The organism is Cupriavidus sp. F041 (genome assembly GCF_057814235.1).
Genome location: NZ_JBVASY010000001.1, coordinates 1,468,322 through 1,488,349, shown reverse-complemented (window position 1 = coordinate 1,488,349; position 20,028 = coordinate 1,468,322). Strand labels below are relative to the sequence as shown.

Genomic DNA, 20,028 nt, shown 5'->3' with positions numbered 1-20,028 from the left:
GCGCTGTTTTTTGGAAAGGCGCGGGCGCCAGAATCCATAAGCCGTAACGCTGCCTATCAAACGCCGCAGGCGTTCCAGGCTAAATCGCAATCAACCCGAAATTGGGCAAACGCTGGATAAAAAAAGCCGTCACAGATGCATAGGCGAGGCTTCGGCAGCGCCGATTTGCTAGTGTTTCTGGCGCGCGGATTGCCCGGCATTTCTTGCTTTGACGATCATCGACGCCAGCTTTCCACCCGGTTCCGGGGTGGGATTGACGGTGGGGCACGGCCCGAATTGGAGGGGAAAGTGGATACTGCTTAGCATCGTGGCCGAACCATATGCCTTTGCCTGGCAATTTTCGGAAACCCGTGCTCGCCGGTTCAGCCTTCCTTATCACATTGGCATGGCCTGCACATTGTCCGCACATCGTTCGGATTAGTCGGGCATCGCGTTTGCCAATGACTTGCAAGAGTGTCCTTTCAAAGACCTTTCGGACAGAGTTGTCTTATTGCATCTTAGTGCCGGTGGGTGATTGCGGCACCGTGGTGCACGTCAATGCCGTTAGCGGCGTGCGGGATCAAATTGTTTGAGCCGCCTTTGCCGCGCAAGCTATTACTTGAATCCGGCAATGCGCACAGGTATTCGCCTACTTCGACGGGGCATTCCGGCTGCCAATCCTGTGTGCAATGTGGGTGCCCCGCCGGGCTTTTCAATTCGCTACAATTCGGGGCGGATGTATCATCTTCTTACGCGATTGGATTTTCTTTAATCAAACGTGGTAGGCTGTGCCAGCAAAATTTCCCCTATCATTGAATTAACACCGCTCCAGGAGGATCAAAATGGCGACTTACAAGCAACTGATCGCAGAAAAGGAAGCGCTCGAAGCCAAGCTGGCGGAGATGCGTGCTAGTGAAGTGGCGGGCGTTATTGCCCAGATCCAGGGGCTCATGGCGGAATACGAACTGACGGCCGACGATATCGCCCCGAAGCGCCGCCGGGGCCGCCCGGCAGCCAGCGCGAACGGCGCCGCGGCCAAGCCCAAGTCCAGCCTGCCTCCCAAGTATCGCGATCCCAAGACCGGCGCCACCTGGACCGGCCGTGGCCGCGCACCGGCCTGGCTGGGTAAGAACCGTGCCCGCTTCCTGATCGCAGAAGCCTGATCACGCAATAGCTGACTGAAAGCGCTGGCTCCAGCCGGCGCTCGCTTGCCCACGTTTGCCCGCTTGCCGGGCATGGTGGCAAGCCAATGGCCGCGCCTTATGCGCGGCCATTGGCGTCCAGGAAACAACTCCCCCCAAGATTCGATATGAAAGAAGCGCTGCTTTCAGCGTTGCTGCTTGCCGCGTCCTTTGCCGCGCATGCCGATGAAAAACTGTTGTCGAAACAGTACGGGGCCTGCATGGAGCGCCCGGATGTCACTACTGCCGGCATGCACGAGTGCATTGCGGCGGAGACCGCGCGGCAGGACAAAACCCTGAATACCATCTATAAGCGACTGCAGGCGATTTCGCCCGCCAGGAAGCCCAGGCTGCTTGATGCTCAGTGCATGGCTGAAGTTCCGGGATGCCAACTGCGATTTCCAGGCCGATCCCGACGGCGGCACGCTTGCTGGCGTCAATGCGTCGGCCTGTGTGATGCAGATGACGGCGGACCGGGCCAAGGAGCTGGCCGACCTCGCCGCCGAAGCGGGAGCGCGCTGACCAGTCCGATCGGCAGTGCGACGAGGAACGCGCCGATTTAGCCATATTCCTCTGTTGTCAAAATTTGTTATCCATTCTGTTCAAGACCGGTGGGATTGTCAAAGCCAGGTGACGGCGTACCATGTGGGCCACATCGTTGTTTGCTTTGACCGGAGACCCCCATGAGCCTGGATGCAGAATCCTTTTCGCTGCTGCGCGCGTCGGTGCAGCGTTTCATCGACGAACGCCTGAAGCCGGCGGAAGACACGCTCGAGGAAACCGACGACGTACCAGCCGATATCGTTGCCGATATGAAGGAGATGGGCCTGTTCGGGATCTCCATTCCGGAAAACTACGGCGGCATCGGTTTGTCGATGGCGCAGGAATGCGACGTGGTGTACGACCTCGGCCACACCGCTTTCGCTTTCCGCTCGGTATTCGGCACCAATGTGGGCATTGGCTCGCAGGGCATCCTGATGGACGGCACCGAAGCGCAGAAACAGGAATATCTGCCCAAGATCGCCAGCGGCGAGCTGGTCATCTCGTTCGCGCTGACGGAGCCGAACGCGGGTTCCGACGCGGCTTCGCTGCAGACCAAGGCCGAGCTCGACGGCGATCACTACATCATCAACGGCACCAAGCGCTTCATCACCAACGCCCCACGCGCCGGCGCCTTTACGCTGATGGCACGCACCGGCGGCGCCGGGGCATCGGGCATTTCCTCGTTCATCGTGCCGGCGAATACGCCGGGCATCTCGCTCGGCAAGCCGGACAAGAAGATGGGCCAGCGCGGCACCAAGACCTGCGACGTGGTGCTGGAAAACGTGCGCGTGCCTGCCGCCAACATCATCGGCGGCGTGCCTGGCGTGGGCTTCAAGACTGCCATGAAGGTGCTCGACCGGGGCCGCCTGCATATCTCCGCGCTGGCCTGCGGCATGGCACACCGCCTGATTACCGATGCCGTGGCCTATGCCAAGGAGCGCAAGCAGTTCGGCCAGCCGATCGGCGATTTCCAGCTGATCCAGGCCATGCTGGCCGATAGCCAGGCCGAGCTGTATGCCGGCTTGTCGATGGTGCGCGACTGCGCCCAGCGCTACGACGCCAAGACGCCTGGCAAGAGCGATCCGGAAGTCAGCATGCTGGCCTCCTGCACCAAGATGTTCTGCACCGAGATGGTGGGCCGCGTGGCCGACCGCGCCGTGCAGATCCACGGCGGCGCCGGTTATATCGCCGAGTACAAGGCCGAGCGCTTCTATCGCGATGTGCGCCTGCTGCGCCTCTACGAGGGCACCACACAGATCCAGCAACTGATCATCGCCAAGCAACTGCTGCGCGACTGATCGGAAGACGCGAAGCGAGGCGGGCGCAAGGCCGGCCTTGCCATTAGCGTGCGGACCCCCGGCCCGGTGCGCCGGCCGGTGTCCGTGCCGGGCCCAGGCAGCGTTCGTGCCGCGATGGCGCTGCGCCCGCGGGCCAACCGAAGCGCGCACGCGATGTCCTGTTGTATTCAACGGAGGCCGCCCCCATGGCAATTGCCGCTTTCAATTTTCCCGTTATCAGCACTGACCACCTGTGCCGGCCGCACTCGTCCGGCAACGGCACGTGGACCGATGGCGCGCCGTGCTACCCGATTATCGAAGCCCTGATGGCATGCGCCGCGCGTGGGTCAGGCGCGCCGCTGGACTGTATCCGCCTGGCGCTGGACGCGGCCGGCGCGCTGGGCCGTGCCGATCCGGTGACCTCGGTCCAGCCGGCTCGCCTGCAAAGCTTCGACGGCGCGCTCTACCGCACCGGCACCGGCGCGTGGACCATCCTCCACAGCGATCGCCTGGCCGCGCCGGATGTGCGCTTCATGATCGCTTACCTGCTGGGCCGCCAGCTTCTTGGCGGCAGCGAGATGGACTACGTGGAGTGCGCGAACGCCGACGTGATGGCCGTGCCGGAAGATGACTCCGCGGGCGGCCTGGCCTATGCCTTTGCGAGCCGGTTGCTGATGCCGCTCAATGCCTTCCGCCTGGCATTGCCCGGCGCGGTGGACCTGGATGTGCTGGCCGGGCTGGCCGAGCGTCTCTGCCTGCCGGTGCATCATGTGGCGCGGCGCTGGTTGTCCTATACCTCCCGCAAGGCCCGGCTGACCCTGCGGCGCGACGGCGTCACGCTCGGCACCTGGGCCAGCGAGACGGCGTTCGGGCTGTGGGACGAGGACCTTGGCGGCGCGAAGGGCATGCGCGCGGCGCCGCAGACGTTGAGGCTCGACGACGGCACCAGCATCGAGCTGGCCGTGGGCCCCAGGCATCTCGCGGCGCGGACCGGCGCGCACCAGCGCGCAGCCTTTCCCCGCTAACCCAGGCCACCCCTGCCGGGCGCCGGCGTCAGTGTTCGTGATGCAGGTACTTGGCCTGCCGCGGCAGGCGGAAGCTGACCATGAACACGATCACCATCATCACCGTCACGTACCAGTAGAAGCTCGATTCGTGGCCCAGGGATTTCAGGTCCAGCGCGACGTATTCGGCGGAGCCGCCGAAGACCGCGTTCGCCACGGCATAGGCCAGGCCCACGCCCAGCGCCCGGATCTCCGTCGGGAACATCTCGGCCTTGACGATGCCGCTGATGGACGTGTACAGGCTGACGATGGCCAGCGCCAGGGAAATCAGCACGAAGGCGACGAAGGGACTGTGGGCGCCGCCCAGCGCCGTGAGGATCGGTACCGTAGCCAGCGCTCCCAGCGCGCCGAACAGCAGCATATTGTTGCGCCGCCCGATGCGGTCGGAGAGCGCGCCGAATAACGGCTGCATGCACATGTAGAAAAACAGGCAGCCGGTCATCACGTAGCTGGCGGTCTTGATCGACATGCCGGCGCTGTTCACCAGGTACTTCTGCATATACGTGGTGAACGTGTAGAAGATCAGCGAGCCGCCCGCGGTGTAGCCGAGCACCGTGAAGAAGGCCGCCTTGTGATTGCGGAACAGCTCGGTCAGGGTGCCAGCCTCCTTGCTCGCGCGGGTGGCGGCAGAGGTGGTTTCATGCAAGGTGCGGCGCAGGAAGAGCGCCACCACTGCCGTGACGGCGCCGATCACGAACGGAATACGCCAGCCCCAGGCCTTGAGTTCCTGCTCGTCGAGGAACTGCTGCAGCACCACCACCACGAGCACCGCCAGCAACTGGCCGCCGATCAGCGTGACGTACTGGAACGACGAGAAAAACCCGCGCTGGCCCTTGAGCGCCACCTCGCTCATATAGGTGGCGGTGGTTCCGTACTCGCCGCCCACCGAGAGCCCCTGCAACAGCCGTGCCATCAGCAGGAGTGCGGGCGCCCAGGCTCCGATGCTGTTATAGGTGGGCAGGCTGGCGATCGTCAGCGAGCCGCAGCACATCATCGTCACCGAGATCAGCAGCGAGTTCTTGCGGCCATGCCTGTCTGCGATACGGCCAAAAAGCCACCCGCCGATCGGCCGCATCAGGAAACCCGCGGCAAACACGCCAGCCGTATTCAGCAACTGCGCGGTCGGGTCGGATTTGGGGAAGAAGGATCCCGCGAAATAAATGGCGCAGAACGCGTACACGTAGAAGTCGAACCACTCGACGAGATTGCCGGATGAGGCGGCGACGATGGCGTAAATGCGCTTGCGCTTTTCCTCGGCGCTCGGCGGTGCATCGAGAAGGGGGGCGGACAGGTCAGTCATGATTTGTCTCTTCCTTTCGGCATGCCGCCCCACGTGAAGAGCCGTGGTGCGAGATCGGCACGCAGGATTCCAGTGTAGTGCGCTTGCGCCGAACTGCCGGGCCGCCGTCAGACCGGGAACTGCGTGGTGGACAGCACCTGCCTGAGCATCAGGAAGTCACTGATCCGCCGCACGCTGGGCAGATACGCCAATTGCTCGGCGTGCAGGCGGTTGAAGCTTTCGCTGGCCCGCTTGCGCAGCAACCCAGTCCGTGACGGCCGATCGGCAACCGGCCTGGGGCCAAGCGTGGAGGGAACCGGGGAGGTGGGCGACGCGTGTAAAGAACGGCGTATCGCCTGGATTGGACCGGGAGGCATCCGGTGGGCGGGGAGCATCGCCGCGCATAAACGATGCTGGCCGCATCGCACGGCTGGGCAAGCGCCGCTAAGCCGCGTTAGTTGCGAGGCGCCTGGCCTTGGACGGCTGTGTTCGACGTGGATAGCGTCTCTTGCTACCACTTGCCGCCCTATTGCGTGGGTTCTTGCGTTTCTTGTGCTTCTTGCGGCCAGACTCCGTCCACATCCCTTAGCAGATGGCCTGCCAGGATGTAGTCGCCCAGCCGGGTCGCCTTGGCTTCGAGATCGAGCAGTTCATGATCGGCCAGCGTGCCGAGATCGAACTGGCAATACAGGTTGCGCTGCCGGAAGGTGGTCTTGGTTTTGGCCAGCCCCTCGATCAGGGCTTCGCGCGAATGGACAGCAATGCTTTCCTGTCCGCGGTATTGCACTTTGATGCCGCGCTTTTCTCCGAGCCGGCCGAGTTCGACGGCGTCCTGCCATCCGGTTTCATAGTCCAGCTCAAGCGCCAGCACATCTTTCGATGCGAGAAGCCGAAGCGCTTCTGCTTTGCTGCTAGCTCGCACTATTGACATCCACACCTCTTATATCGTCTTATACTGTACGAATATACAGTCAACGCGTCATTGCGGCAAGGGGTTGCCCCCCGGCCCTTTGGACTACCTTTGAACTACTCTTGGGCTACCGCGCCGGCGGCGTCTTCCGCAGCCCCGCAGTACCGCTATTTTCCTCCAGTCTGGCCCTTTTAGGGGGCGGGCGTGGCCTCGGTGGCCGCACCATCCGCCTTCATGGTCGCTCCGGCATTTTGCGCTGCCGTGACAGAAAAGTCGCCCGCATAGACATGCACCACCCGCGCCGGGTCCAGGTACCTGCGGATTACCGCGTTGACCTGTTCGACGGTCGCCGTGGCGATAGCTTGCTCATGTTCCGTGACAAAGCGCATCGTGCGTCCCAGGAACAGCTGGTTGGCCAGTGCGCCGGCCAATGCCGAGTCGCTGGTGCGGGAAAGCGTGCCTAGCTGCAACAGGCCGCTCCTGGCTTGCGCCAACTCCTCCGGTGTAATCCCGGTATCCGTAAGGCGGGACAGTTCCTCTTCGACGCCGCGCTTGAGTTTATCCAGGTTCTGCGGCGCATAAAGCGCTTGCATGCCAAACCTGCCGTTGGTGTCGAGCGCGCCCACTTGCACGAAACTGCCGACACTGTAACTGATGCCGTCGCGTTGGCGTAGCCGATCCGCAAGCCGCCCCTTGAGCGCGTTGCCGCCGAACACGCGATTGGCAATGACCAGGGCCGGATAATCCGGGGAATTGCTGGTCAGCTCGATCGGCAGGGCGGCCAGGTAGATGGCATTGGCCTTGCCAGGTGTCTCGCGGGTCAGGCGGGCAGGCGTGAGCGGTACGAAGGGGCGGTCGACACGTGCATAGGGCGCCTGCGCCTCCCAGTCGCCGAACAGGGTAGCCAGCTGCGCCTGAGCCGCCTCGCGGTCGAAGTCCCCGACCAGAACCGCCTGTCCGTGGCTGGCGCCATAGAAGCGCGTGTGAAAGTAGCGCAAGTCGGCCAGCCGCAGCTGCCTGAGTGCCGCAATATTCTCTTGTGTCGTGGGGACATAACGCGGGTCCCCCAGCTCGTAGGGATTGCTGTGGCGGCCGAGCGCATTCGATGCAACCGTCTCAGGCTGGCTCAGCCCGCTTTCGACGCCAGCAATGGCGTTGGCACGCAGCGTCTCGAACTCGGCGGCTGGCAGGCTGGGCTCGCGCAAGATCTCGCGCAGCAGCGCCAGCGTCTCGGCAAGCGTTTCCCGCCGCGCCTCGAAACGAACGTTGACCGATTCGGCGTCGCCCTGGATCGACACCACTGCCCTGAGCGCGTTCAGCCGGTCGGCGATCTGCTGCCGTTCCAGGCGAAGGGTGCCGCGCATCAGCATGGCGGCGGTCAGGCTGCCGGCCGCGTCCAGGCCCTGCAGGTTGTTCACGTCGCCCATGCGCAGGATCAGCATGCCATTTACGGTCTGCCCGCGGCTGGGCTTGGGCAGCAAGGCGAACTGCATGCCGTTGGCCAGCTTGCCGCGCAAGGTATGGGCCTCGATATTGTCCGGGCTCGGGTCGAAGGCCGGCACGGCGGCCTTGGCTGGCTTAGCCTGGTAGGCGGCCACCAGTGCGGCGATATCCGGAGCGGCGGGCACGCTGGCCGACGCAGGCGCCTCGGCAGGCTTGTCCCCGGGCATGTCGAGCGGCACGAAGCGTCCCAGCGTACGGTTGCTGGCGCGCAGGTAGTTCTGCGCCACCCGCTGCAGGTCGGCCAGCGTCACGCGTTCGGCCTGCTGGCGCGCGATCAGCAACAGGCGCCAGTCGCCCTTGGCGATCGCCTCGGACAAGGCCACGGCATAGCCGGAGGGGTTCTCCAGCAGGCGCTCGTAGCCGTTGAGCATGCGGGTGCGGGCACGCTCCAGTTCCACCTCGGTGACCGGCCGCTCGGCGAAGCCCTCGACCTGCGCCACCAGCGTCTGCCGCGCCGCCTCGAGATCCTTCGCCTTGCTCAGTCCGGCGCCGAACAGGACCGAGCCGGGATCCTTCATTGACGACACCGAGCCGAACTGCCAGCTGGCCTTGCCGCTTTCCACCAGTGCTTTGTACAAGCGGCCGCCGGAGCCATCCGAGAGGATGTCCGCCAGCAACTGCATGGCCACCGCATCCGGATGGGCGCCGGGGGCGATGTGGTACTGCACGGCCACCACCTGCGAGTCGCCGACGCGGCGCAGCGTGATCTCGCGTGCGCCTTCCTGCGGCGGCTCCACGGTGTACTGCGCCGGCAGCATGCGCGCCGGGCGCGGGATCGCGCCGAAGTGCTTGCCGATGCGCGCCAGCGTGGCGGCTACGTCGAACTTGCCGGCCACCACCAGCACCGCGTTGTCGGGCTGGTAATAGCGGCGGTAGAACTCCTGCAGGTTGCCGATGGCGACATGCTCCACGTCGCTGCGCGCACCTATCGGCGCCTTGCCGTAGTTGTGCCAGCGATAGGCGGCCGAGCGCATCTGCTGCATCAGCACGCCGCCGGGGTTGTTCTCGGCGCGCTCCATCTCATTGCGCACCACCGTCATCTCGCTGTCGAGGGCCTCGCGGGCGACGAAGCTGTTGACCATGCGGTCCGCTTCCATCTTCAGCGCCCAGTCGAGGTTCTCCTCGCTGGCGGTGAAGCTCTCGTAGTAGTTGGTGCGGTCGAAGGCAGTCGTGCCGTTGAACTGCATGCCGCGGCGCGTGAGTTCCTGCGCGATGGTGTTGCCCGGCAGCGCCGGCGTGCCCTTGAACAGCAGGTGCTCGAGCAAGTGCGCCATGCCGGTCTCGCCATAGTTCTCATGGCGGCTGCCGACCAGGTAAGTCATGTTCACGGTGGTGACTGGCTGCGCCGCGTCGGGCGCCAGCAGTATGCGCAGGCCGTTGGGGAGCCGGTACTCGGTAATGCCCTCCACGCTGGCCACTTCGACCGGCGCGGCGGAAGACAGCCTGGCAACCGCCGCAGTCGCCGGGACTGCCGGGGCGGCAGATACGGCTACGCTGAAAGTCAGGGCCAGCAGGCAGGAAAGGCACTTGAACGTGAGACGCATGCGGAATTCGAGGTGTGGATTGGCTCCCTTGTCGCGGAGATCTGTGCGATTCTGCTGGGCGCGGCAAGGCAGCGGTAAGGTCGGCCCGATGGCTGATTCTAGCTCTTGCCGGGCCCGTAGCGGCATGGTGTAGTGCTTTTCAGCCGGTTCGCAGTGAATTTGGGAATATTCCGCACCCTTCAAGCCGCCGCAGCGCACCGGGTGTCCTGAATCCAAATTCGTTGAATTTAGGTTCAGGACATTAAGCCTAACTTTGGCCCCTGAACTCGCCGGAACCCGCGCCACCGTTGGGTTTCGGCTATTTTTTGGGGTGCATATGTACCCATGTAAATACATTACATTAGCCTTGTTTTTTGCTGAATATGTCCAATAATGGTGTTCATGTATATCGAACACGTCCCCAACCGCAATTCCCCGCCGGCGATCCTGCTGCGCGAGTCCTATCGCGAAGGCAACAAGGTCAAGAAACGCACCCTGGCGAATTTGTCCGCACTTCCGCCCGAGGTGATCGAGGGCTTGAAGGTCTTGCTGCGCGGCGGGGCGGCCGTGGCCTCGGCCGATGAGGCCCTGGTGATCGAGCGCAGTCTGCCGCACGGCCATGTGGCCGCCGCGCTCGGTACGGCCCGCGCCTGTGGCGCGCAACACTGGTTCGCGGCGGCGCCGGGCCGCGTGCCATCCCTGGTCATGGCGCTGCTGGTGGCACGCCTGATTTCGCCCGCCTCCAAGCTGGCCACGCACCGCATGCTGCAGCAAGAGACCGCGGCCCATTCGCTGTCGCGCATGCTCGGCATCGGCGATGTGGAGCCCGAGGAGTTGTACGCCGCGCTGGACTGGCTGGGAGAGGCCCAGGAAGCCATCGAGAAGCGCCTGGCGAAGCAGCATCTGGCTGGTGGCACCCTGGTGCTCTATGACCTCACTTCCACCTGGCTGACCGGGCGCTGCTGCGACCTGGCGGCCTACGGCTACAGCCGCGATGGCAAGCGTCACGAGCCGCAGATCGTGTTCGGTCTGGTCTGTACGCCGCAAGGGTGTCCGGTGGCGGTCGAAGTCTTCGCCGGCAACACTGCCGATCCGAGCACGGTGGCGTCTCAGGTGGAGAAGCTCAAAGACCGTTTCGGCATCGAGAAGCTCGCCTGGGTAGGGGACCGGGGGATGCTGACGCAAGCCCGTATCGACACGCTGTTGCGCCCGGCAGGACTGGACTGGGTGAGTAGCCTGCGCGCCCCGCAGGTAGCTGAACTCGCCCGCGAACAAGGCCCCTTTCAGCCCTCGCTGTTCGATGAACGCAACCTCATCGAACTCACCAGCGAAACGTTTCCTGGCGAGCGACTGGTGGTGTGCCGCAATCCGCTGCTGGCCGACGAACGGGCCAGGAAACGCGAGGCGCTGTTGCAGGCCACCGAACAGGAGCTCAACAAGATTGCCGAGGCCACCACGCGCGCGCGCAACCGGCTCAAGGGCACGGAGGCGATTGCCCTGCGCGTGGGCCGGGTCATCGAGCGCTTCAAGATGGCCAAGCACTTCGAGCTGACCATCACCGACACCAGCTTTGCCTGGGCGCGCAAGACGCTACAGATCGAGCAAGAGGCGGCACTCGATGGCCTGTATGTGGTGCGCACGAGTTTGCCGGCGGCGCAACTGTCAGCCGAGGCGGCCGTGTCGGCCTACAAGGGCTTGGCGGCGGTCGAGCGAGCGTTTCGTTCGCTCAAGACCATGGACTTGCACGTGCGCCCCGTGTTCCATTGGAATGCCGAGCGCGTGCGTGCTCATGTCTTTCTGTGCATGCTGGCCTACTACGTCGAATGGCACATGCGCGAAAAATTGAAGCCGATGCTGTTTGACGATGAATACATCGAGCTAGCGCGCGCTTCCCGTGCCTCGCCCGTGGCCAAGGCACGGCGTTCGGAACAGGCGAAAGCCAAGGACGCCACCAAGCGCACCGAGGATGATCTGCCCGTCCACAGCTTGCGCACGTTGCTCGGTGATCTGGCCACGCTCACCTACAACATCTGCCACACGCCGCTGAATCCGGAGGCCAAGATCATCATGACCACGCGGCCAACGCCCCTTCAGGACCGCGCCTTCCGCCTCCTGGGCATCAGCCCGGCAGCCCTGCCGTAGCACCTGTACCCAGTCAGCCCTCGCTACGCACTCGCATAACCGCGTGAAATCAACACCTTACGTTGGCCTGAACTCAAAGTTAGGATTAAGAAGAGATGCCAGCGGATTACCGCTGCGGCTGCCTCGACCGGTCCCTGTCAACAGACCGGCAGCGCACTGGGATCATCCATCGCCTCCCTCGCCCTCCTGCTCATCCAACGCGGCCAGTTCGCTCAACACCAGCGTCTCGTGCGCAAGCACGGTCACCAGTGAAAGCAGATGGGCCTGGGTCTCTTCGGTGAGGTTGCAGAAGGTGCCGCCCGCCGCGTTCTCGATGGCAACCGACAACAGCGCATTGAGCTGCGCGGTTTTTTCTACGGCGAGGCTTAGCGGGCTTTCGGATGGGGCATGCGCGGTCAGGAAGGTATCGCGGCCCGCACGTTGGGCGGTGATGTTGTAGCGCGGGTAGTAGTTATGCATCGAGTGCGCTCCGTCGGGATGCGCACAGGCGATGGCAGTTGACGGGGAGCTTGGGGGATGCGATTTGCCCGGAATGGGCGAGCGAAGACTGGGGCATGGGAGTGCCTACTCTGTCAGCGTATTTTGACTCCGCTCCCCGCTGCTAATCGGGGTGGGCGGGCGCAAGGCGAGGTTAGCAGACCGGGACAGAGATCCGGCGAGCCCGAAGGCTCCCCCGCCTAGCCCCGCCTAGGCCCGCCCATAAGGACGTGCAGACGCACGACGGACGCAAAAACGCCGCCTGGTGGCGGCTGTCCGCCTCTGTCATCCGGGCTGCTAAACCCGGCCGCTGTGGTTGCGGCGACGAGCGAAGTATAGCGTGGGGCAATGCGGCCCAACCCGGCCGCAACAAACAGTCACGCCCGCTACGCCATCACACCACCACCGGCACCAGATCGATCCTGCCGGCCGTCCAGCCGAGCAAGCATGCTTTCCCGTCGGTGATGTGGGACTCGGCTCCAGCCAAGCGTTCTGAGCACCTTTTGAAGCATCGGCATTCCAGCGCCTCAACCGGGCGCCTGAGGGCGCAGTGCCGTCGGTTCGATGCCGAACATGCGCTTGTGCGTGCGAGTAAGGTGAGCCGAGTCCGCAAATCCTGCCTCATGCGCGGCTTCGGTCCAGGATGCGCCCGACATGACCGCCTCGACGGCCAGATTGATGCGCAGCCATAGGAGGTACGCTCTGAACGAGATCCCGGTCCCGGCGACGAACAGATGCCGAAAACACTCTCCGACAGGGCGACCGCTGAGGCCACGTCATTTAATGAGAGGGGAATTCGAATGTTCGACCGGATATAGTCCAGGGCCCGGCTAAGGCGCGGGTCCAGGTCTTTGTCCGGCCTCGTTGCGGTCCCACACAGCTCTGCAATGGCCAACGTTGCTGCCTCGACCATGTCCTTGGCCGACAGGCTCGACTGCAAAGCTTCGGACAGCAACCTGGCAGCCGCGTGGGCACCTGCGACCGGGAGTTCAGCGACGGCATTCGAACCAAAGCGTGCCGTGAGTGCGCGCCCAGCGATGGTTTCGGGTTCCACGAAGAGGTGTGCCATGGCGGCGGCGCCAACAACTTCGAATTGGTGCGTGCATTCACTGGGGACGATGGCGGCCTCGTAGCCAGTCCAGGCACCATCAGCCGTGGTCCGAAAGCGGAAGCTACCTCGCAACGCGATGACGAGTTGATGGGCATGGTGCTCGTGCCACTGCGTTCTGCCCTGACCTTCGCCTATCCAGAGAATGCCGCCTTGCCATAAGTAGCTGCGACCCGTGGATGTGATGGCCGAGAAACGACCGTGCGCGATGGACGGTTGGGCGGAATCGCCCTGCAGTGCTGTCACGATCCGCCCCCCCTCAACTCAGCCGTTTCGTTCAAGTTCATTCCGTGCGCGGCCCCGACAATGGCTCGCATATTAGCAGCCCATCCCGGACACGCACGATGTACCGCTCTACCTTCGCCTTTCAAATTCGCCCCCACGTCCAAGCCGAGCTCGATGCCGCAGCGGCGCACGAAGCTCGGGGCGAGGCAATCTTGGCGTTCACTCATCTCGAGCGCGCCCACATCCTTGGGCAGGAATCCACTGTGGAACACGTGCGCACCCACTGTGCGATGTTCCGCTGGGCGCTCCGCCAGAACATTGCGGGTGAAGCTTTCGGCCAGACCTGGCGAATCGTTGCCGCGGCATTGAAAACCTGGCTGGGTTGGGTGCTCATCGGTAATACCGGCGGCGCCAAAGTCAGCGGCTTCAAGCTCATGCCGGTTCCGGCAGACCTGCAGCAGCTCATCGACGCCGCTCGCTCAGTGCACTAGCGCCACGACGCGCCATCGACGGCGCCCCCGGATTCCCGACAACCTCTTTAGGTGCCTCATCAGGGCACCCGGACTTTGCTCATTCCATCGTCATTGTAAAAAAGGACCCAACCATGTTCAAACTCTCCGCGCCGACCTCGCTCGCAGCAGTCGCCTTCTCCCTTCTCACCGCCGCCTGCGGCACACCGCCGGCGAACTTTGACCTTTCGCTGCAGCATCCTAGTCTTACTGTGTCATAAAAAATAGTGCATTATATGTACTTCTTCATTCAAGGTGGAAGTGCATGAGCACGAGCGACCGATTTGCGGAGTACATGAGCTACTTGGCGGAAGGATTGGGGCATGCCGATCGCCGGGCCGGCTTGGAGAGCTATTGCACTGGCCTGATGCTGCCGCTGTCGCGCAAGAGCGTCGAACCGATGGCGGCACGGGTTGACCCACTGCATGCCAGTGCCCGGCATCAGTCGCTGCACCACTTCGTCTCTAAATCCGATTGGTCGGATGCGGCATTGATGGGGCGCGTCCGGGAATGGGTGCAGCCTTTGCTGCAAGCTCAAAGCGGTCGTTATTGGATCATTGACGACACGGGCTTTCCGAAGAAAGGCAAACATTCAGTGGGTGTGGCGCGCCAATATTGTGGCCAGCTTGGCAAACAGGACAACTGCCAGGTGGCAGTCAGCCTGTCACTGGCTACAGAGCAAGGCAGCCTTCCGATTGCTTATCAGCTTTATCTCCCCAAGGAATGGGCCGACGATGTGACTCGCCGCCAGAAGGCCGGCGTGCCAGACGATATCGCGTTCGCCACCAAGCCGGAGATTGCCTTGGCGCAAGTGCGCGAGGCGATCGCAGCCGGCGTGCCTGCCGGAGTCGTGCTGGCCGACGCTGCGTATGGCGATGAAACCGGCTTTCGCGAAACCCTGACCGAGTTGGGTCTGCTTTACGCGGTCGGGATTCGCTCCACGACGACAGTGTGGCCGCCGGGCGTCTCGCCACTGCCGGCGAAACCGTCGAACGGTCCGGGCAGGCCACCGAAGTTGCTGCGTCGCGCACCGGGCCATGAGCCGGTTTCCGTGAAGACCCTGGCGATGACTTTGCCCTCGAGTGCTTACCAAGTGGTGGCTTGGCGGGAAGGCACCAATGCGGCCCTTTCATCGCGATTTGCGGCCGTGCGGGTTCGCCCGGCGCATCGGGACTATTGGCGCAGTACCTTGCGTGACGAAGAGTGGTTGCTGGTCGAATGGCCGGAGGGCGAAGCGGAGCCAACCAAATACTTCTTGTCCACCGCACCGGCCGATGCGCTGATAGAGCAACTGGTGTTCGTGACCAAAATGCGTTGGCGTATTGAGCGCGATTACCAAGACTTGAAGCAAGAACTCGGCCTTGGTCATTACGAAGGGAGAGGCTGGCGCGGATTCCACCATCACGCGACGCTGAGCATCGCAGCCTATGGCTTCCTGATGGCCGAGCGACTCACTGCCGACAAGTCAGAAGGCAGTAAAAAAAACTTCTTCGAACGCCAAGTCCCTGCGCTTCCCGCGGATTACATCCCCCGTGGCAGCCCTGCGCGCGCAGCGACACGTGGCGAATTCGATCACGACACTCCGTCATCACCTTAGCTTCCACCTGATGCGCAGCCTTGGGCTTTGCCCATGCTGCGCATCAATCGATGGTCGATTCAATTTATGACACAGTAGAACTAGTTCCCAAGGCCAGTTCGTTGTCCGCATGGACCCCCCGGCTTCGGGCCCAGCTATCAACCAGATGCACGCATGGCAGGTGCACCTGGAGACACCCGATGGAAAACCTGTGTCGCGAGCCGTGATTGGCTTCGACGGGGGCATGCCGCAGCACGGCCAGCGCTTCCCTACCAAGCCCCGCATCACACGCGAGGTAGCGCCTGGCGTCTACGCACTCGAAGGCATGAAGTTCAGCATGACCGGCTGGTGGGACATGCGTCTTGCAATTCAGGCCGGGGATGTGACCGACGGAGCCGTGTTCAACGTCATCGTCGGCGATTCGGGGATTCAGCGCTAAGCGTCTTGGTCAGGGGACAGTTTAATGAGCCAGCTCCACAAATCCAAGCTGCCTGCGTCACGGCAGGCGAGCAAGCGCGGAAGGCTGACGGGCGCACTCGCCGCTGTAGCCGTGGTCCTGGCCCCGCTTGCCTTGCTTACCGGCTTCGGACGTGCCGACGACACCATGGACGGCGCCGCCTCGTGGTCGCAGGAAGAGCGGGCCATCTTATCCTCGATGAGCCTGAACAAGCTTCCCGCACCGCCGCCCGACCCGTCGAACGCCGTGGCGGACAAGCCAGAAGCAGTCGCGCTCGGCAGGAGGCTGTTCGCGGATGCACGCCTATCTCGCAACGGGGCGGTGTCGTGCGCCAGTTGCCATGCGCCCGACCGCCAGTTCCAGGACGGACTGCCTCTCGGAAGGGGCATCGGAGCCGGGAAACGCCGGACCATGCCAATCGTGGCGACGGCGCACAGCCCGTTCTTGTTTTGGGACGGTCGCAAGGACAGCCAGTGGTCTCAAGCGTTGGGTCCCTTAGAGGATGCCGTTGAGCACGGCGGCAACCGCGTCCAGTTCGCCCGGGTGGTGCGGACGCACTACCAGCGGGAGTATGAGTCGCTGTTTGGCGCCCTCCCGAACCTGCAGGAACTACCGGCCGACGCGAGCCCCCTGGGCAGCGCCGACGAGAAGCGGGCCTGGTCTCGGCTGACAAACGAGCAACGCGATGCCGTCAACCGCGTCTTCGCCAATCTCGGCAAGGCCATCGCGGCCTACGAGCGGACAGTGACCTACGGTGAGTCCCGCTTCGACCGGTACGTTGACGCGGTTCTCATAGGCGACCGCGCGGGCCAGAAAACGTTTTTGACCCAAGAGGTCAATGGCCTTCGTCTGTTCATCGGCAAGGCTCAATGCGCGACGTGCCACAACGGCCCGCTCCTGACGGACCAGGCCTTCCACAACACGGGCGTCCCGCCCAGAGAGCCAGCACGCCCGGACAGTGGCCGCGCTCCCGCCACAGCCAAGGTTTTGGCGGACGAGTTCAATTGCCTGAGCCGCTACAGCGACGCGCCACCGCAAGTCTGCCAAGAGCTGCGCTTCATGGCCACCGGCGAACCGGGCATGGAAGGCGCCTTCAAGACCCCGAGCTTGCGCAACGTGGCACTACGGGCTCCGTACATGCACGCGGGCCAGTTCGCGACCTTGGGCGAGGTAGTGATGCACTACGCGCGTTCGCCGGCAGCGGCGGTTGGTCATTCCGAGCTGGCACATGGTGGCACGGGGCACGCCGAGCGCAAGCCCATCCGCTTGACGGAGGAGGAGATGCGAGACGTTGTCGCGTTCCTGCGCACCCTATCGGGTCCCATCATGGAGCGTTCTTCTCGATAGGAACCGAGAGGGTTGCCCTGTCACTTCAGCCGCGTTGCACTGGGGAAGATGGACGCAGGTTCGCCTCTCAGCCGTGGCGCGCGACCATACCCTCGCAGCCAACGCATTGATTTGCATACTGATCCAGGTACACGTGGGCGGGGCGAAGCGGAATGCGTCCAGCGGGAGCGCGCTGGCGCCATGCCTGCGAACCGCTTCATTCGCCGCGCGCAGGGCATTGAGTCGCAACGGCGACGGCTGGAAAGAGTAGCTTGCGGACGAGCCGATTGGAATCGGACGAATCCGAATTTTGCTGTGGGATTTTCGCAAAAAAATTCATTGCAGATTAGGACGTGTCCGATTGATTCCGATGAGGAATTACGCGCAAATTGGGGGGCGAATTTGCGCACATGCCCATCCTGAGGGAGATCGTATGCAGCAGGAAAACCAGCCCATCGGCATTTGGGAGGCCCAACCATGATGCGAAGCATTGCCTGCGTTGGCGACGCGCTGGAGCGCGGCGGGAAGATCCTGCCCTATCCAGGCCGAGGTTGCACTTTTGGCGCTCCCGTTCGCCAGACAGCAATGATCGGAGGCCAGGCTTACTGCGAGGCTTGCAAGAGCACCGGCACGATTGCCAGGTCCGGGCCGGGATCTTCGGGGAGGGTGCAGGGCCGGAGCATCAAAACTCGTTAACAAGCAATGAGTTATCGCAGCGGGTTGTAAACTGGGGGCGGAAGGGGTTTACTCTGATTTTTCTGATTCAGAGGCGAGCTAATGAGCCCCGGCAAACAACTGATCATCCTGCTGTCGGAAATAGAAGATCCTCGCGTCGTAGGCCGAACCTGGCACAAGTTGATCGACATCCTGTCGATTGCGCTGTTCTCGGTGCTGGCCGGCGCACAGGGGTGGGACGAGATGGAGGAATGGGGTATTGCTCATGAAGTGAGGCTTCGGCAATACCTGGAATTGCCGCATGGCATTCCCGGGCACGACACCATTCGACGTGTCTTTGAGGTGCTCGATCCGAAACAACTGGATGCCTGCCTGCTGAGTTGGGTGGGTCAGGTTTGTCCGGATCTACACACGATCATCGCGATCGACGGCAAGAGTGTGCGTGGCTCGGGCTCGAGTGCCAAGGGCGTGCGTGCCTTGCATAGCGTGACAGCCTACGCGAGCCTGAGTGGCCTGGTGCTGGCGCAGCAGCGTTGCGAGGAAAAGACCAACGAGATCACCGCCATTGAAGCCCTGCTGCCGGTCCTCTCCCTTAAGGGTAGCCTGGTGACCATCGATGCGATCGGCACCCAGGTGGCCATCGCGCAGGAGATCACTGAGCGCGGCGGCGACTATCTGCTGGTCGCCAAGGACAACCAACCCAGCCTGGCTCAAGCCGTTGAAGACTATATGCGCATCGGCAAAGCTCACGATTGGGCGCACATGAAGCCATGATCTTTGAGACGCTGGATAAAGGACACGGTCGCCTTGAAAGCCGCCACTGCGTCGCAGTAGCGGCGCCGGACTATCTCAGCGAACTGGATCGCTGGCCCAAGCTCAAGAGCTTGGTGCGCATTGAGCGCACGCGCGACATCGGCGGCCAAGTGAGCGTGCAGACGCAGTACCTGATCAGTTCCGCCGCACCTGATGCCAAGCTCTTACTTGAGGCGAGTCGCATGCACTGGGCCATCGAGAACGGCTTGCATCATTGCCTGGACGTGACCTTCCGCGAGGACGCCAGCACCGTGCGCTTGCGCAATGCAACGGCCAATTTCGCCACCTTGCGCCGCATTACCTTGAATTGGCTGCGCATGCGGCCCGAATCCGGCAAGAAAAAGCGTAGCCTGGCCGCACGTCGCAAGGTCGCGGGCTGGAATCCTGATTACCTATTCGAGTTACTCCAGCTCACGCCACTGCCGAGAATTTGATGCTCCGGCCCTGGGGGAGGGTGCCTGATGCAGCCGATCAAGACAGTTAAGGCGCAACATACGCCCGTCGAGGACCGGGCGCCGGCCAAGGTCGATTTGCCGCCGCCGCGTGGCACGCTGTATTGGGGCGGTGCCGGGCTGGACGGCGGATATGTTCAGCCGCTGCTCGATGCGTTCCGGAAGGCGGGGATTGCGCACTGCTTCGCTGGACTGACCCATACCGCTAGCGCAGCCATGCCAAATGGATACGAGTTCTCTGGCACGTTGCTTGATGCTATCCATTCGGGAATGCTGATCCGCTCACGCGACGACAGCGAGTGGACGATTACGGGTGGTATGTCGGCGTAGGCGCCGCAGTTCAACCTGATCGGTTACAGCTACGGCTCTCTCCTGGCCGCGCAAACCGCATGGTCATATGCCCGCGCCGGCCACGCGATCGACCATTTGGTTTTGGTGGGCTCGCCGATTGAAGCGGGATTCCTTGCGCACCTGCGCAGCCACGAGAACATCCGCAAGACCATCGTGATCAATCTGAAGCAGCTCGGAGACCCGATCTACGCCGGAATGCCTTGGCGCGAACTGGTCGAATCGGCACCGATGCTAAATATGCAGATGCTCGCCGGCAAGGGCGAGGGGCACTTCTACTATGCCCATGTTGTGCGAGACAGCCCGAAACGATGGGCTGCACTTGCCGAGCGCGTTGCGGCGGAGGGCCTTAGATGACGATGCGCACAAGGGCCCTGGTGCGCATCGTTGACTGCATTGCCGTGCTTCTCGCTCTGGATGGGCTCGCCTTTTCCGTGGCTACCATGCTGACACCGATAAACCGGCAGCAGGTGACTACGGGCGCCCTCGTCGTTTATGCCGCGGTTGCGTTCCTTCTGGCTGCCGTGCCGCTGCTGGTGGGGTTGGTGTTTGTGCTGGTGGCTCTGGTCCGGCGGTCCGCTGTCCGCTGGCGCATTCTCAGTTCCTTCTGCATCGGGTTCGCGCTGTTCGGCGGGGGGTGGTCTTCGTGTCGCAGTGGATC

At 63.1% G+C, this 20,028-nt stretch carries 18 protein-coding genes and 2 pseudogenes; 14 read left to right on the top strand and 6 right to left on the bottom strand.

What is annotated here, in order from left to right; genetic code table 11:
- Positions 1–821 precede the first annotated feature (821 nt).
- From ACZY0R_RS06780 to ACZY0R_RS06765, 4 genes and pseudogenes are all read left to right on the top strand, one after another.
- The gene (locus tag ACZY0R_RS06780) at positions 822–1,142 is read left to right on the top strand and encodes an H-NS histone family protein (protein WP_035874525.1); all 321 of its coding nucleotides are present in this window, start codon (positions 822–824) and stop codon (positions 1,140–1,142) included.
- 86 nt (positions 1,143–1,228) lie between these two features.
- Positions 1,229–1,682: pseudogene (locus tag ACZY0R_RS06775) on the top strand (lysozyme inhibitor LprI family protein).
- A 161-nt stretch (positions 1,683–1,843) separates the two neighbouring features.
- Complete coding sequence (locus ACZY0R_RS06770; RefSeq protein ID WP_477103614.1) at positions 1,844–3,001, top strand: acyl-CoA dehydrogenase family protein; 1,158 nt, start codon at positions 1,844–1,846, stop codon at positions 2,999–3,001.
- Positions 3,002–3,186: 185 nt separating this feature from the next.
- Positions 3,187–4,005, top strand: a complete 819-nt coding sequence (locus ACZY0R_RS06765) for a M78 family metallopeptidase domain-containing protein (RefSeq protein WP_488857699.1) — start codon at positions 3,187–3,189, stop codon at positions 4,003–4,005.
- Positions 4,006–4,033: 28 nt separating this feature from the next.
- Here the strand turns inward: ACZY0R_RS06765 and ACZY0R_RS06760 are convergent, their stop codons facing one another.
- The 4 genes and pseudogenes from ACZY0R_RS06760 to ACZY0R_RS06745 form a co-directional block, all read right to left on the bottom strand.
- A complete protein-coding gene (locus ACZY0R_RS06760; RefSeq protein ID WP_488857698.1) occupies positions 4,034–5,344 on the bottom strand; it encodes an MFS family transporter in 1,311 nt (436 codons plus the stop codon).
- Between the two features lie 107 nt (positions 5,345–5,451).
- Positions 5,452–5,586 (bottom strand): annotated as a pseudogene (locus ACZY0R_RS06755) (Lrp/AsnC family transcriptional regulator); the annotation flags it as partial.
- Positions 5,587–5,849: 263 nt separating this feature from the next.
- On the bottom strand, positions 5,850–6,254 hold the full coding sequence (locus ACZY0R_RS06750) for a hypothetical protein (RefSeq protein WP_035874511.1): 405 nt from the start codon (positions 6,252–6,254) through the stop codon (positions 5,850–5,852).
- A 170-nt stretch (positions 6,255–6,424) separates the two neighbouring features.
- Positions 6,425–9,280: a M16 family metallopeptidase gene (locus ACZY0R_RS06745; protein WP_488857697.1), complete on the bottom strand. Its 2,856-nt coding sequence runs from the start codon at positions 9,278–9,280 to the stop codon at positions 6,425–6,427.
- A 381-nt stretch (positions 9,281–9,661) separates the two neighbouring features.
- Between ACZY0R_RS06745 and ACZY0R_RS06740 the strand changes: the two genes are divergently transcribed.
- Positions 9,662–11,401, top strand: a complete 1,740-nt coding sequence (locus ACZY0R_RS06740) for an IS1634 family transposase (RefSeq protein WP_488857696.1) — start codon at positions 9,662–9,664, stop codon at positions 11,399–11,401.
- Between the two features lie 162 nt (positions 11,402–11,563).
- Here the strand turns inward: ACZY0R_RS06740 and ACZY0R_RS06735 are convergent, their stop codons facing one another.
- Entirely contained in the window at positions 11,564–11,860 is a 297-nt protein-coding gene (locus ACZY0R_RS06735; RefSeq protein ID WP_488857695.1) for a hypothetical protein, read from the bottom strand.
- Between the two features lie 545 nt (positions 11,861–12,405).
- Positions 12,406–12,612, bottom strand: coding sequence for a helix-turn-helix domain-containing protein (locus ACZY0R_RS06730; protein ID WP_488859545.1), 207 nt, complete (start codon positions 12,610–12,612; stop codon positions 12,406–12,408).
- A gap of 233 nt (positions 12,613–12,845) precedes the next feature.
- Here ACZY0R_RS06730 and ACZY0R_RS06725 point away from each other — a divergent pair, with 233 nt between their 5' ends.
- From ACZY0R_RS06725 to ACZY0R_RS06685, 9 genes are all read left to right on the top strand, one after another.
- Positions 12,846–13,148 (top strand): hypothetical protein, encoded by a 303-nt coding sequence (locus tag ACZY0R_RS06725; protein WP_488857694.1) that lies wholly within the window; start codon positions 12,846–12,848, stop codon positions 13,146–13,148.
- Positions 13,149–13,330: 182 nt separating this feature from the next.
- Entirely contained in the window at positions 13,331–13,702 is a 372-nt protein-coding gene (locus ACZY0R_RS06720; protein ID WP_488857693.1) for a DUF3703 domain-containing protein, read from the top strand.
- 283 nt (positions 13,703–13,985) lie between these two features.
- Positions 13,986–15,317, top strand: a complete 1,332-nt coding sequence (locus tag ACZY0R_RS06715) for an IS701 family transposase (protein WP_488857692.1) — start codon at positions 13,986–13,988, stop codon at positions 15,315–15,317.
- A 109-nt stretch (positions 15,318–15,426) separates the two neighbouring features.
- Positions 15,427–15,735 (top strand): FixH family protein, encoded by a 309-nt coding sequence (locus tag ACZY0R_RS06710; RefSeq protein WP_488857691.1) that lies wholly within the window; start codon positions 15,427–15,429, stop codon positions 15,733–15,735.
- 24 nt (positions 15,736–15,759) lie between these two features.
- Positions 15,760–17,100, top strand: a complete 1,341-nt coding sequence (locus tag ACZY0R_RS06705; RefSeq protein ID WP_488857690.1) for a cytochrome-c peroxidase — start codon at positions 15,760–15,762, stop codon at positions 17,098–17,100.
- A gap of 756 nt (positions 17,101–17,856) precedes the next feature.
- The gene (locus tag ACZY0R_RS06700) at positions 17,857–18,528 is read left to right on the top strand and encodes an ISAs1 family transposase (RefSeq protein WP_488857689.1); all 672 of its coding nucleotides are present in this window, start codon (positions 17,857–17,859) and stop codon (positions 18,526–18,528) included.
- Entirely contained in the window at positions 18,525–19,001 is a 477-nt protein-coding gene (locus ACZY0R_RS06695; RefSeq protein ID WP_488857688.1) for an ISAs1 family transposase, read from the top strand. The genes ACZY0R_RS06700 and ACZY0R_RS06695 overlap by 4 nt, the downstream gene beginning before the upstream one ends.
- A 27-nt stretch (positions 19,002–19,028) precedes the next feature.
- The gene (locus tag ACZY0R_RS06690) at positions 19,029–19,349 is read left to right on the top strand and encodes a hypothetical protein (protein ID WP_488857687.1); all 321 of its coding nucleotides are present in this window, start codon (positions 19,029–19,031) and stop codon (positions 19,347–19,349) included.
- 15 nt (positions 19,350–19,364) lie between these two features.
- Positions 19,365–19,724: a hypothetical protein gene (locus tag ACZY0R_RS06685; RefSeq protein ID WP_488859543.1), complete on the top strand. Its 360-nt coding sequence runs from the start codon at positions 19,365–19,367 to the stop codon at positions 19,722–19,724.
- Positions 19,725–20,028 lie beyond the last annotated feature (304 nt).

Excerpts from the sequence above, each read along its gene's own strand:
- ACZY0R_RS06780 (WP_035874525.1), top strand. The coding sequence starts at position 822 with ATGGCGACTTACAAGCAACTGATCGCAGAAAAGGAAGCGCTCGAAGCC.
- ACZY0R_RS06770 (WP_477103614.1), top strand. The coding sequence starts at position 1,844 with ATGAGCCTGGATGCAGAATCCTTTTCGCTGCTGCGCGCGTCGGTGCAG.
- ACZY0R_RS06765 (WP_488857699.1), top strand. The coding sequence starts at position 3,187 with ATGGCAATTGCCGCTTTCAATTTTCCCGTTATCAGCACTGACCACCTG.
- ACZY0R_RS06760 (WP_488857698.1), bottom strand. The coding sequence starts at position 5,344 with ATGACTGACCTGTCCGCCCCCCTTCTCGATGCACCGCCGAGCGCCGAG.
- ACZY0R_RS06750 (WP_035874511.1), bottom strand. The coding sequence starts at position 6,254 with ATGTCAATAGTGCGAGCTAGCAGCAAAGCAGAAGCGCTTCGGCTTCTC.
- ACZY0R_RS06745 (WP_488857697.1), bottom strand. The coding sequence starts at position 9,280 with ATGCGTCTCACGTTCAAGTGCCTTTCCTGCCTGCTGGCCCTGACTTTC.
- ACZY0R_RS06740 (WP_488857696.1), top strand. The coding sequence starts at position 9,662 with ATGTATATCGAACACGTCCCCAACCGCAATTCCCCGCCGGCGATCCTG.
- ACZY0R_RS06735 (WP_488857695.1), bottom strand. The coding sequence starts at position 11,860 with ATGCATAACTACTACCCGCGCTACAACATCACCGCCCAACGTGCGGGC.
- ACZY0R_RS06720 (WP_488857693.1), top strand. The coding sequence starts at position 13,331 with ATGTACCGCTCTACCTTCGCCTTTCAAATTCGCCCCCACGTCCAAGCC.
- ACZY0R_RS06715 (WP_488857692.1), top strand. The coding sequence starts at position 13,986 with ATGAGCACGAGCGACCGATTTGCGGAGTACATGAGCTACTTGGCGGAA.
- ACZY0R_RS06710 (WP_488857691.1), top strand. The coding sequence starts at position 15,427 with ATGGACCCCCCGGCTTCGGGCCCAGCTATCAACCAGATGCACGCATGG.
- ACZY0R_RS06705 (WP_488857690.1), top strand. The coding sequence starts at position 15,760 with ATGAGCCAGCTCCACAAATCCAAGCTGCCTGCGTCACGGCAGGCGAGC.
- ACZY0R_RS06700 (WP_488857689.1), top strand. The coding sequence starts at position 17,857 with ATGAGCCCCGGCAAACAACTGATCATCCTGCTGTCGGAAATAGAAGAT.
- ACZY0R_RS06695 (WP_488857688.1), top strand. The coding sequence starts at position 18,525 with ATGATCTTTGAGACGCTGGATAAAGGACACGGTCGCCTTGAAAGCCGC.
- ACZY0R_RS06690 (WP_488857687.1), top strand. The coding sequence starts at position 19,029 with ATGCAGCCGATCAAGACAGTTAAGGCGCAACATACGCCCGTCGAGGAC.